This is a genomic window from Marivirga atlantica (assembly GCF_016734805.1).
Lineage (GTDB): Bacteria > Bacteroidota > Bacteroidia > Cytophagales > Cyclobacteriaceae > Marivirga > Marivirga atlantica.
This window is the reverse complement of record NZ_JAERQG010000001.1, coordinates 1,226,183-1,239,203: the sequence shown is the minus strand read 5'-3', so window position 1 is coordinate 1,239,203 and position 13,021 is coordinate 1,226,183. Positions and strand designations below refer to the sequence as shown.

The 13,021-nt window shown below is 36.4% G+C and carries 11 protein-coding genes; 1 reads left to right on the top strand and 10 read right to left on the bottom strand.

Annotation, left to right across the window (positions count from 1 at the left end):
- Nucleotides 1–4: 4 nt before the first annotated feature.
- From JKP34_RS05605 to JKP34_RS05595, 3 genes are all read right to left on the bottom strand, one after another.
- On the bottom strand, nucleotides 5–1,276 hold the full coding sequence (locus JKP34_RS05605; RefSeq protein WP_201918546.1) for a serine hydroxymethyltransferase: 1,272 nt from the start codon (nucleotides 1,274–1,276) through the stop codon (nucleotides 5–7).
- Between the two features lie 126 nt (nucleotides 1,277–1,402).
- Entirely contained in the window at nucleotides 1,403–1,834 is a 432-nt protein-coding gene (locus JKP34_RS05600; protein WP_201918544.1) for a thioesterase family protein, read from the bottom strand.
- A 1-nt stretch (nucleotide 1,835) separates the two neighbouring features.
- On the bottom strand, nucleotides 1,836–4,613 hold the full coding sequence (locus tag JKP34_RS05595; protein ID WP_201918542.1) for a triple tyrosine motif-containing protein: 2,778 nt from the start codon (nucleotides 4,611–4,613) through the stop codon (nucleotides 1,836–1,838).
- A gap of 235 nt (nucleotides 4,614–4,848) precedes the next feature.
- Between JKP34_RS05595 and clpB the strand changes: the two genes are divergently transcribed.
- The gene (clpB, locus tag JKP34_RS05590; protein ID WP_201918540.1) at nucleotides 4,849–7,470 is read left to right on the top strand and encodes an ATP-dependent chaperone ClpB; all 2,622 of its coding nucleotides are present in this window, start codon (nucleotides 4,849–4,851) and stop codon (nucleotides 7,468–7,470) included.
- Nucleotides 7,471–7,917: 447 nt separating this feature from the next.
- On the opposite strand, the gene JKP34_RS05585 is transcribed toward clpB, so the two are convergent.
- The 7 genes from JKP34_RS05585 to JKP34_RS05555 form a co-directional block, all read right to left on the bottom strand.
- Complete coding sequence (locus tag JKP34_RS05585; RefSeq protein WP_201918538.1) at nucleotides 7,918–8,220, bottom strand: GIY-YIG nuclease family protein; 303 nt, start codon at nucleotides 8,218–8,220, stop codon at nucleotides 7,918–7,920.
- 302 nt (nucleotides 8,221–8,522) lie between these two features.
- Nucleotides 8,523–9,047: a DUF4442 domain-containing protein gene (locus JKP34_RS05580; protein WP_201918536.1), complete on the bottom strand. Its 525-nt coding sequence runs from the start codon at nucleotides 9,045–9,047 to the stop codon at nucleotides 8,523–8,525.
- Nucleotides 9,048–9,074: 27 nt separating this feature from the next.
- A complete protein-coding gene (locus JKP34_RS05575) occupies nucleotides 9,075–10,094 on the bottom strand; it encodes a Kiwa anti-phage protein KwaB-like domain-containing protein (protein WP_201918534.1) in 1,020 nt (339 codons plus the stop codon).
- The gene (locus tag JKP34_RS05570) at nucleotides 10,091–10,711 is read right to left on the bottom strand and encodes a hypothetical protein (RefSeq protein ID WP_201918532.1); all 621 of its coding nucleotides are present in this window, start codon (nucleotides 10,709–10,711) and stop codon (nucleotides 10,091–10,093) included. Before JKP34_RS05570 ends, JKP34_RS05575 begins: the two co-directional genes overlap by 4 nt.
- 161 nt (nucleotides 10,712–10,872) lie before the next feature.
- Entirely contained in the window at nucleotides 10,873–11,472 is a 600-nt protein-coding gene (locus JKP34_RS05565) for a hypothetical protein (protein ID WP_201918530.1), read from the bottom strand.
- A 6-nt stretch (nucleotides 11,473–11,478) separates the two neighbouring features.
- Nucleotides 11,479–11,976: an RNA polymerase sigma factor gene (locus tag JKP34_RS05560; RefSeq protein ID WP_201918528.1), complete on the bottom strand. Its 498-nt coding sequence runs from the start codon at nucleotides 11,974–11,976 to the stop codon at nucleotides 11,479–11,481.
- A gap of 25 nt (nucleotides 11,977–12,001) precedes the next feature.
- On the bottom strand, nucleotides 12,002–12,880 hold the full coding sequence (locus JKP34_RS05555; RefSeq protein WP_201918526.1) for an alpha/beta fold hydrolase: 879 nt from the start codon (nucleotides 12,878–12,880) through the stop codon (nucleotides 12,002–12,004).
- Nucleotides 12,881–13,021: the final 141 nt, after the last annotated feature.

Sequence of the window (13,021 nt, the reverse complement as noted above, 5' to 3'; positions counted from 1 at the left end):
AATATTATTTAAATAAAGGAAAACCAGACATCCATGAATTGATCTCTAGCTTGATATCTTTTAGCTTTTGCTCGTTTTCATGATTGGTTAATGCAGCATCAATATAACCTACTACTTTTTCCATATCACTTTCAACCAAGCCTCTAGTTGTAATAGCTGCAGTACCTATTCTCATACCTGAAGTAACAAATGGTGATTTATCATCAAAAGGCACCATGTTTTTATTTATGGTAATTTCTGCCTGCCCTAAAACAGCCTCAGCTATTTTACCTGTAATATTCTTCGAGCGAAGATCAATCAACATCATATGGTTATCAGTACCACCAGAAATGATATCGTAATCTTTATCATTAAATGCTTTTGCCATTGCTGCAGCATTCTTCTTCACTTGCAGTATGTAATTGAAATAATCATCAGTTAACGCTTGACCAAACGAAACAGCTTTAGCAGCAATTACATGCTCTAATGGGCCACCCTGCGTACCAGGAAAAACTCCAGAATCAAGCAGCTGAGTCATCATTCTCAATTCACCCTTTGGGTTTTTAATACCAAAAGGATTCTCAAAATCTTCACGCATCATGATCAAACCTCCACGAGGACCTCTCAGCGTTTTATGTGTAGTTGTAGTTACAATGTCACAATACTCAAGTGGATCATTCAATAAGCCACGCGCTATTAAACCTGAAGGGTGAGAAATATCAGCAAGTAGCACGGCACCCACCTCATCAGCGATATCTCTTAGTCGGGAATAATCCCAGTCTCGGCTATAAGCAGACGCTCCACAAATAATCATTTTTGGTTGTTCCTTTTTAGCGGTTTCTTCAACCTTATCCCAGTTTATTAATCCAGTTTCTTTTTCAACCCCATAAAAACTTGGCTGATAAAGCTTACCCGAAAAATTAACAGGAGAACCGTGTGTAAGGTGACCACCATGAGATAAATCAAACCCCAAAATTTTATCACCAGGGTTTAAACAAGCCAACATCACAGCTGCATTAGCCTGAGCACCAGAATGTGGCTGAACGTTAGCCCAGGTAGCACCAAAAAGTTCTTTAACTCTTTCAATAGCTAAATTCTCAACCTGATCAACCACTTCGCAACCACCATAGTATCTTTTTCCTGGAAGACCCTCAGCGTATTTATTAGTTAAAACACTGCCCATAGCCTCCATCACTTCAGGGGAGGTAAAATTCTCTGAAGCAATTAATTCTATTCCTTCTTCTTGTCTTTTTCTTTCTTGCTGAATTAAGTCAAATACTGCGGTGTCTCTCTGCATAACGTTATGAATTTGCTGCCAAAATTAGGTCAGATAATTATTATAAACAAGCCTCAAAGGCTATTTACCAAGGCATGAGCACTACATTAAAATATGTGAGCACTTTCAAATAATTGTGAGTGATAATTAACTTTTAGGAAATACCTTATCCTTAAACACTGCTGGCATTTCTGCTATTTTTCTTGCCTTATAATCAAAGAATACTATTCCTGTTTTTCCTAATGCGGCAAGCTTCTGATCTTTTTTGGTGAAGCGGTATACCAAATCACATCCATATTTGTTAGGCTCTAAAACACCTACTGCTATTTCAACTACTTCATGCTCGAAAATTTCAGCTTTATAACTAATGGCGGCATCTGTTTGGATGATTCCCAAACCATCAAAGCTTATTTCGTCTTTAAAGCCTAAATATTTAAAGAATTGCACCCGCGCATCATGCATGAAAGCAAAAATTCTATCATTACCTACGTGGCCTCCATAGTTCAAATCGGTTATTCTTGTATGTATTTGTGCTGTAAACAAATATTTAAGTGGTTCCTGAATTTTAACTCTTGCCATTTCAGTTATTATTTTGATCTTCATCTCTCATTTTGGAGACTATGTTTTTTACCTTCTTGCTGTTCATAACTACCAGCATCTTGTTCATTCCTCGTTCAAGCGGAGTAATGGAAAGCGCAAGGACTACATTTAGTAGAAAGCCATAAACGGGAGACTCATCTAAATAGCCTTCAAGGTTATTTTCCAACACTGTAGCTAAAAATTCTATGAAGAGTATTAACGTTAAGAAGGTGATTACATTAGTTAAGTAGGTGTTTTTGCTACTTCTATTTAAACGTTGAGAAAGAAGAATCAAGCTACTAAAGAAACCTATTTCCAGCATATAAAACCACCAGGTTTGCCAGTAAGGTGGTAGCACCTCAAACTTAAAGTCAAACTCATTAACATTAGCATAAATCCCCGTTTTAGACTTAATTTTCAAGGTGTAGTCCCCTGTTGGGATAAAAGGAAATTCTATTTCACTTGCACCTGACCATGCCGACCAATCATCCATTAGGCCCTTGATGTAATATTGATATTTCACTCCTTCAGGATAAAGATATTCCGGTGTGCTTAAACTGATTTTTAAGGTATTATTATCATGAGTAAGCTCTATTTCCTCATCATCTAAAAGCTCTGAACTAGATTGATACGCACCTCTTATAAAGCTCTCATTTTCCGTGTAATCATATTCCTGTTGATTATTCAACCTGATAATCTTTCCCTGGGATACAAAATAAATCATGTCATCAGAGATATAATGTATACCATTCATATTGGGTACAATTTTAAGCCAGGTGAGCTCTTTGCCTAAATTATCGTTATTGAGAATTTGCCAGTTTTGATCAGAAGATAGCCAAACCTGATTCCTGTCGTCTTTCAGATAAAGTGAATTTTTACTTGTAAGTGATTTATTAAGTATTAAGCTGTCTTGATCACTATTATAGGTAAACATACCATCTGCATTTAAGACATGTAGCTGCCCTTTTTGATGGTATATTAATACTTCTGCAGCATATGCATTATCTAGGGCAGACTCATTTATCAAGCTCAAATTTCCATCAGCTGAATAGTTGTATGAGGCAATTTTACTACTATTGGCTATAGCAACTTCATCACCCTGAATGCTTAAATCTCTTACTTCAAAATTCAGTTTCTGCCTAAGCTTTGGATTATCCTCACCCAGATCAAAAGTATAAAGGCCATCTACACCATAAAGCCAAAGTAATTCCCTGGGTTCGTCATACATAAAGTTGTCAAGGAATAGCTTGTTGACTAATTTCACGGCTTCAGTTCCCTTAATCAAATACAGACCTTCAGAAGCTAAAACAACCAATCCTTTGGACGTTGCTTTAACAGCAACAACTTTCTTATCAATACCACTATATCGCTTAAACTGATATTTAACTGATTTCAGTTTAGATACATTAACGACTTTATTGACCGTTCTGTAAGTATAGCTGGCACCTTTACTTTTTCCCTTTTTCACATCACTAACTGAAGCAATAGAATCTCTTAAGGCATTCTCTTTGGCATCAAGCTTTTCTCTGAGACTTTTAAATCTATATCCCTGCTTTCGGTATATAGATTTATACTTCTGCATCTGCGCATCTATGTATTCTTCCTTTTCAGAATCTTCTCCACCAAAATCAAAAAGATTATCAAAAAAACCCTCAGTACTTTCTTCCTCTTTAGTGGTTTCAGGTGATTTCACTTTAACACGCTGCTTAAAAACTTTCTGAAGCGTTTCATAATCCCGCACTTCCGCCAGATAAAATAAACCTTCATTTGTTCCCACTACGAGTGTGTCATTTCGTTTATACACTACTTCAGGAAGACCTTCCAAACCAGGGTAATGCTGAAATTCCTTTAAAGGTAAATCAGGAATAGCCCTGGACAAACCAGCTTCGTGCGCCAACCAAATACCACCCTGCTTATCCAAGGTGATTGCTTTCACCTCATCTGCAGGTAATCCATTATAATATTGAATGGTGTAATCGATTTCTGAAGAAGCAATATCTACTACAACAGCACCACCGCTAATTGTAGCAATCAACAACTTATCTTTTATTACTTTACCGGAAACAGGATAATTCTCTTCTAAATATTGATTCAGCTCATTTGAATACTTCTTAAGTTCATCTCCATTGAAAGAAAAGAAATCTCCATTATCGTAAGCAAAAAACACCTGATTTTTAGTTTGACAAGAAAAGACAAACTCACTATTCTCGGCTGCATATTTGTTCAAATCTACCCATGTACCATCAATCAGCTCAAGTAGAAAGTTGCCCTCAAATGCGAATAATCTATTCTGAAGCACAAAAATATCTTCATAGCCTAAATTACTTTTATAGGTAGTATCCTCTGAAAAGTCTGCTATCGATAATTTTTTGATACTCTTGTTAATCAAATAATAAAAAGCGCCATTATACTTGAGAAGGTCCTTACCTGTATAGCCATTCTCATTTCTGTAAATATTCTCAAGCACATTTTGGTAATATATATCTTCTTTAAGAAGCCCTATTCCGTTTCTGGTGAGTACATAACTTGAAGAATCAATAGTCAGAAATTTATAAGGAGTGCTTTCTGTTTTTACTTTATCCCAAATGCGGCCATCAAATTGAAGGATTCCTTTTCTGTGCGCCAAAAGTACTCTGTTGTGTACGTCTACTGTTAGATCATTAAAAACGTGATCTTGTTCAGGGAGAGGAACTTTGTAGTGCTTTAGAGAAAGATATCCGTCCTGTGCTTGAGCAGACCAGTAAAAAAATAAGGTTATGGCCAAAAATAATTTTCTCATTGTTGCATTTGTGTGCACGCACTAAGCTACAATAATTTGTGCTTAGTTTCTTTCAGTAGCGCCTAATATTTAAGTAAACATGTCAGTTCAGAACTTGTTTTTCATGTGAAATTCTGTTTAAAATCAGTCATTCTGTCTTTTAATAATTCAATAAATTATCAAAATAAGACATAATGTCATTTTAGGTAATTTGGACGAGCTTTTGATATATGCTGACTGAATAAAATAATACGAAATGAACTTCAACGAATATACTATAAAATCACAAGAGGCACTTCAGAAGGCCACTGAGCTTGCTCAGGCTGAAGGGCATCAGGCGATAGAAACAGGCCATTTAATGAAAGCCATTCAGCAAGTTGATGAAAATGTGCTTTCATTTGTATTTAAAAAATTGAATGCCAATAGCCAGCTTTTAACCAAAAAGGTGGATGAGTTAATTGGTTCTTATCCTAAGGTGAGCGGACAACCCTATTTATCAAATGATGCACACAAAGCTTTAACCAATGCAAAATCATTCTTAAAAACATTTAAAGATGAATATGTAGCTATTGAACATCTGGTTTTAGGGCTACTAAAAACTGGTGATAAACTAAGCACAATTTTGAAAGATGCCGGTTTATCAGAAAAAGAACTTATTGCTGCTATTAAAGAATTGCGTGGTGGTGAATCTGTGAAAGATCAGAATGCTGAATCAAAATACAGGTCATTGGAGCGTTATTCCATCAACTTAAATGAGCAGGCCAAGAATGGCAAAATTGATCCTGTAATAGGGCGTGATGAGGAAATAAGAAGGGTGTTACAAATTCTTTCCCGAAGAACTAAGAACAACCCAATTCTTCTTGGTGAACCTGGAGTTGGTAAAACTGCCATAGTAGAAGGCATGGCTCAACGCATAGTGGATGGGGATGTGCCTGAAAATTTGCGTGACAAAATTCTGATTTCCCTGGATATGGGCTTGCTAGTAGCAGGAGCCAAATATAAAGGTGAGTTCGAAGAGCGCTTGAAGGCTGTTATTAAAGAGGTAACTGACTCTGATGGACAGATCATCCTGTTTATAGATGAGATTCATACCCTGATTGGAGCAGGTGGAGGTGAAGGCGCAATGGATGCAGCCAACTTATTAAAACCAGCACTAGCAAGAGGTGAGTTACATGCCATTGGCGCTACAACATTGAAGGAGTATCAGAAATATGTTGAAAAGGACAAGGCTTTAGAGCGTAGGTTCCAATCTGTAATGGTTGATGAGCCATCACAAGAAGATGCTATTTCCATTCTCAGAGGTATTAAAGATAAATATGAGGTACACCATGGTGTACGCATAAAAGATGATGCAGTAATTGCTGCTGTGGAGTTATCTACCAGGTATATTTCTGACAGGTTTTTACCAGATAAGGCCATTGACCTAATGGATGAAGCCGCGTCAAAAATGCGTATAGAAATAGACTCTTTACCGGAAGAATTAGACGAGTTGAACAGGCGTATCATGCAGCTCGAGATTGAAAGAGAGGCCATGAGACGTGAGAAAAATAAGGATAAGGAGTCTGTAATCAATAAAGAACTCGCTGACTTGGAAGACAAGCGAAAATCACTCAAAGCTAAATGGCAGGGTGAGAAAGAAGTGATTCAGGGTATTCAACATCAGAAGGAATTACTCGATAAACTGAAACTTGAAGCAGAGCAGGCCGAACGTGCAGGTGAATATGGCAAAGTGGCTGAAATCCGCTATGGTAAGCTAGCCCAGGAGGAAGAGAAACTGAATGAGTATCAGTCCAAAATGAAGGAGATGCAAGCCTCAAGCCATACGCTGTTAAAAGAGGAAGTTGGTGCAGAAGAAATTGCAGATGTGGTGGCTCGCTGGACTGGTATTCCTGTTAGCAAGATGTTACAAAGCGAGCGCGAAAAACTGCTTCATCTGGAAGAAGAGTTAGGCAGAAGAGTAGCAGGACAGCGTCAGGCTATTGAAGCCTTATCAGATGCAGTGAGGAGAAGTAGAGCAGGTTTGCAGGATCCTAACAGACCAATTGGTAGTTTCATTTTTATGGGTACTACTGGTGTTGGTAAAACTGAGCTGGCTAAAGCATTGGCTGAATATCTCTTTAATGATGAGAATGCGATGGTTCGTATTGACATGAGCGAGTACCAGGAAAGGCATAGTGTGAGCAGACTCGTTGGAGCACCTCCGGGCTATGTGGGTTATGATGAAGGTGGCCAGCTGACAGAGGCAGTGCGAAGAAAACCATATTCTGTAATCCTACTTGATGAGATAGAAAAGGCACATCCTGATACTTTCAATATTTTATTGCAGGTGTTGGATGATGGTAGATTAACCGACAATAAAGGTAGAATTGCCAACTTTAAGAATACCATCATCATCATGACAACCAATTTAGGTTCTCAATTGATACAAGAAAGATTGAAACCGGAGAATATGGAAGGTGATGAATGGAAAAAGGCAGAAGTACTGGAGCAGACCAGAAATGAAGTTTTTGAGCTGCTCAAGCAACACATGAAGCCTGAGTTCTTAAACCGAATTGATGAAACCATCATGTTTGAGCCATTAAGCAAGGATATTTTAAGGGCTATTGTAAACATTCAGTGGAAGCAAATTCAGAAAACGCTTAAACAAAATGGGGTTAATATTGATGCGACTAAAGAGGTGCTGGATTACCTGGGAAGAGTAGGTTATGACTCTCAGTATGGAGCAAGGCCGCTAAAACGTAAAATGCAAAAGCTGATTTTGAATGAATTGTCTAAAAAGATTCTTTCAAATGAAATTAGCAATGATGCCACGGTGCTTGTTGAAATGGAAGGTGATGAAATTAGCTTCAAGAATGTTGATGAAGTTGAGATTAGCTAACAATTAATATACAATAGGCTCGTTAGAGCTATGAAGTTTGTAAATGATGGGTTTGGTTAATGGCAGGTTGCGGAAGCGGCCTGCTTTTTTTGTTTCAAATCGTCATCCCTTAAAATCTTAGAAGTTAACAAAAAGCATTTTCAACCTTCGGTTGAAAAGAGCAGATTCCCCTTTTCAGGGGAATGACGTTTTCATACGCTAATCAGAAAATTCTAGCGTCATTCCCGAGCAATCGGGAATCTGTTCTTAGAAAGCTAAGCTTTCTATAAATTAATACTTGAAATTCACCTATTCTTAGAAAGATTCAACCTATGGTTGAATTAATAGATTCTCTCTTTCGAGGGAATGACGATCTTATTAAGCGGAAATCCTTATTCTAGCCTCATTCCTCCCGATAGCTATCGGGAGGGATCTTGTGTTAGAAAGTTGACTTTCTACAAAATAATATTATTTAAAATCTTCTACCTCATCGTATAAGTCCTTCAAATTAGGATTCATTTTACGGATCAGTTCCAACTTCCATTTTCGATTCCATTTCTTTAAAACTTTTTCTCTTGCTATAGCCTCCTCTATTGATTCAAAAACTTCATAATAAATTAAATCTGTGCATTTATATTTTTTAGTGAATTGAGAACCTTCTCCATGTTTATGCTCAGAACTTCGTGCAGATAAGTTAGAGGTTACACCAATGTAAAGCACACTTCTTATAACATTACTGACTATATAAACATATCCTCCTTTAGCGCGCATAATTCAATTTAGTATTTTTCAGACTTTATCTGAACAGAACAGATTCACCTTTTCAGGGGAATGACGGTTTATAGAAACTCACCTAATTATTCTAGCGTCATCCCCTTGAAAAAGGGGATCTTGTATTAGAAAGCTTGACTTTCAATAAGTTTAAGTATCCTTTTTACTACATTCATCAAGATCCAACCTATGGTTGAATTAATGGATTCCCTCTTTCGAGGGAATGACGGCTTTTTCTAGCACTTTTTAGTTGAACGTCATTCCTACCGATAGCTATCGGTAGGGATCTTTAACTAGAAAGCTTAGCTTTCTTTAGACCGCTTCTTCTCCTTAAAGAACTCCTTATCAGCGATATAAATGGTTTTATGTACTTCGCAGAAGGTTTTGTCTCCGGCTTTATTGGTGAGTAAAGTAGTTTTCACAATTTCGATTTCATCCTGAGCCTCCACCCTACTTTTAATGTCATTCAATTCAGATATTGAATATATAAACTCCGCGAAGAGGTCTTCTCTGGCTGGGCGCTTAAAGCGAATTTCAGCAGTCTTGTCCCACACCACATAATCGTTACCTAACAAATTCATGAGTTGTACCATAGGGATGGGATCAACAGCAGAAAACATACTGCCACCAAATATGGAATTCACATAATTCCGGTTTTTATAGTTGATGGGCAACTTGATTTTTATATATAGTAAATCATCAGAAACAGAAATGATTCTCCCCGTACTTCTTCTGTACATAGGCGACCAGTTGAAACCGTATTTAAAGGTTCTTGATTTACCTAAGTATTTGGTGCCAATGGCAGCTATTTTTTGGTAGAGGGACATTTAATTACTATATGCTTAACCTAGATATTAAGATATTTGCTTACCACTATAAGTTCCATATGAATTACCAGAAAATTCTCCTTTTTTAAAGTAGTCAACCAGAACCTTAATAGTTAAATCAATATCTTCCTTACTTTCTATTAAAAGTTTACCAGACTTGTCCTTTCTTAGTATGCCTCCATATTTTTTAGCAATTTTAAGCATTCTATTGATATCTTTAATTTTAAGGTTTTGATAGGTATTAACCTTTTTTAGTCTTACCAACTTTTTATGAAGAGGTGGTTTGTCTTCTACATGTTGCTCTAATAGCTCAAGTCCTTCAAACAGATTAGTCTTTTTCAGTTCTTCAACAACATTCTGCGCCTCCACTTTAAATTCTTCCGCCATTCCAGTAATCTGTTCAAATTGCGTTCTTTGAAGAATATAAAAGACTTCATTATAAAATATGCAATCAACTTTTTCATCTAAATTGACTGTTTCTCCATGAAGCATCTCTAGCTTACTATTATCAACATCAAATTTTGCTCTGAAAAAATTAACTTTCTGCTTTTTACTTTTTCTATTTTCTTCATCAACAACCACTTTTCCACGAAGTATTTTACGGAAAGTATAAAACCAGTCATCATCAGATTCGTCATAAAAGCCTACAGAATAAGCCCACAATTCCTCTTCCTTTAATAAATCAGAAAGATCATTAATTTTATTCAATAAAGATTTATTGGCTAATTGATTATTTACTACATCTGCAAAAGACATAGCTCTATTAGTCATGTCATAAGTGAAAATCTTTTTAATATCATCAGAAATGACTTCAAAGGGGGTCGTCTCAAGCTCTTTTTCTACAACGTTGTCGAACTGTTTAATTGTCAAATCATATAAATGTTCACGTATCTCATCATCAATATCAACACTGTATACAGTAAACTCGTACTTCTCCAATACTTTGGCTCTAGCCTTTATCCCTTTCTTTAGTTTTCTTGTTACAAAATATAAATTGAGATTATCTGAATCACTTTCTTTTATTTTTCTTAGTAAGTCTTTTATCACTTCGATTTTGGTTTAATTGAATAATACATCTTATGTCCAACTTCATACAACAAAACTTTTTGATTTTCAGAAATATATTTATCCCTAGATATTAGAAAGGCACTTCTGATCTTTCCATTTTCCTCGTATTCAATTTCAAAAAGTCCATATTTAAAGCTTAACATTGGATTTACTAATATTAATGATGAGCTTATATATATGCGATAAACGATAAAAATTATAGTTAATATGGATATTAGGTCTAGCCAACTATCAAATGATTGAAAAGCAAATGGAATGATATACGTTGCGATGTAATTAATAGCTTCGCTATTTCTATTCTTTAGGTCAGTTATTTCAACCTGAAATCCGTTTTTAGCTCTTTCATGTATATTGGATAGAGTTTTGTATGTTCCGTAAATACCAACAACTCCAATCATCAAAAGGATAGTTGACAACCCAAACCTTTCTATAAAAATTGTGATTGAAGCTGAATTAAGTCCACCCCAACTAAGAAATTGTATATTTTCATAAACTTGCTTAAAAATTATTAAAAAGAATAATGGAGCATAAGAGGTTACAAAAAGTGAGAAGCTCGCTGAATTATGCAGTGCGTTTATTTTCCTCTTATTTTTCATTATTAAAAATCAATGAGAGCGGTTTTATGGAAACCACCTCTGTTTAGGTTTTGATTGATTTTATTTGTAAAATACAACTTCCAATCTATATAATTAAATCCCATAGACCAAGCCGTTCATCGAAAGGCATAAAAAAAGCAGCTAATCAGCTGCTTATCTTTTTATCCTTCCAGAGTCTCCAACATTTCTTCCAACTCCTTAATTATTGGTTCAACATTTTTTCTTTGCTTCTTCCGATGCTTTCTATAACCAAAAATTAAAACCACTAACATATAAGCTGTGGTTATACCTGATGCTATCCAAAACATTTTCATATCTGAATGCATCAGCTCATACATATACAGCATAAGACTTATCCATAGTAAAATCACATAAACCGGTGTGGCTACTTTCGTGAGAAAAATAGTTCTTCTTAGTCTTTTAAGGCTATTCCTGATAAAGACACCTGTTTCTTGCTCCAGGCTAAGCTCTCTCTTCAAAATGGTTCTCGACCAAAAGAAACTTACCATGGCAATTATTAATAACTCAATGCTCACGATACTGGCATGAAAAGCCCAGCTCCTGCCCTCTCTGAAAACATACCATATGCAGGCTATGAATATCATGGTGATACTCATCACCACTGTTTGGAAGATATTCGTTTTCAGTATTTTCTTCCTTAGTCGTTCCAGCTTTTGTTGCAAGCTATCAGCTGCAATTTCTATATGTGCAGAGGAACTGGTTTCTTGTTGCCAATCGTTTTTTAAATCATCTATATCCATAATTGATTAGCTTAATTTTTTTGATAACTGTTTCTTAATTCTATTCAGCTTTACACCAACATGGTTTGTTGTTGTACCCAGAATAGTCGCAATTTCTTTGTAGGAAATATCTTCCAGGTACATACCAATCAGCAGTCTTTCAGCTTTGGGTAAATCCGCTATGGCTAAATGAAGCCTTTCTAACTGTGCTTCTTTTTCCAGCTGGGCGGATCGGTGTGAAGTATCATCTGTCAATTCACCTTTATACTCACCAGCATTTTTCCCCTGATAAGTCTTCTCCTTTTTATTAAAAGAGATAGCTGTATTAACCGTTACCCGGTAAGCCCAGGTAGTGAGCTGCGATTGACCTTTGAAGGAGGCCAGACTAGACCAAAGGTTTATCAGAACCTCCTGCATAAGATCATCCGTAAGTTCAGGATAGTACACATAAGCCCGGCAAATCCGGTATATTTTATCCTTATGATTTAAAAGAAAGGATTCAAATTTTTGCTTCTGATTGTGCATGCTATAGGCTAATGTAGTGCTAAAATTAAAGAGATTTAGCTGAAAGAAAACCCTTTACCTGACTCATAAACCATTCTGGCGAATCATACATAATGAAGTGCCTGGCATTATCAGCCATCTTTAACTGCAGCTTATCAAGCTTCTCGTATTGTGAGGCATAAAGTGCTTCTGTTTGCTCCTTCGGATAAGGCGACTGAGGATACCATGCACCCAAAACCATAACAGGAATTTCAATAGCCGCAATATCATCTCTTAAGTCTGTAGTCATCATTTCATTCATAGTGTAAGCCATGGTGGCTCTGTCAGACTTCATGGACCAATCCAAAACTTTATCATGATAAGCTTCATTAGCCAACATACTCGTTACCACTTGGCTTTGCATATTGCGGAATTGCTCTTCACCCATCTCCTTATATTGTTTCAGCATAGGCTCAACAGGATACTGCTTTGCCATTTCTTCCGTCATGGCTGGATTGTTGGCCGCTACCAAAAATGGAAGCGCATCAACCACAATGGCTTTTTGGATTAAGTCCTTATTTTGGATAGCCAACTCAAGCGTAATAAAACCGCCAATGCTGTGCCCCATTACAACTGGTTTGGGTGCTTCTTTTAGGATGTAGTTTGCTAATGCCTTTTCGATCTGTGGTAAAATTGGTGCTTCTTCCAATGGCTTAGCTCCTGCATAGCCAGCAAGCGTAAAAACATGGCAGGTGTACTGATTCGATAATTCTTTTACAGTTTCATACCATACTGCCCCACTGCATGTTGCACCCGGGATTAATAATAAATTCGGTCCCGAGCCTGTAACTTCTACCTCAAATTCAGAATAGCTCTTATTAATTTGAGCGTTAAGCGTAAAACTTATTGTAAATAATAAAGCGATTGCAAATACTAATCTTTTCATTTTAATAGTGATTAAAGGTTTCAATTCAATTTTCACCTTTATGCATAAAGTAGATTTTTTCGAACGTTCAGCACTTTAGTCCGCATGCTCTACTTTTTATTACACTATTTCGAAAAGTTTTTTAACAATTTTTCTAATCTC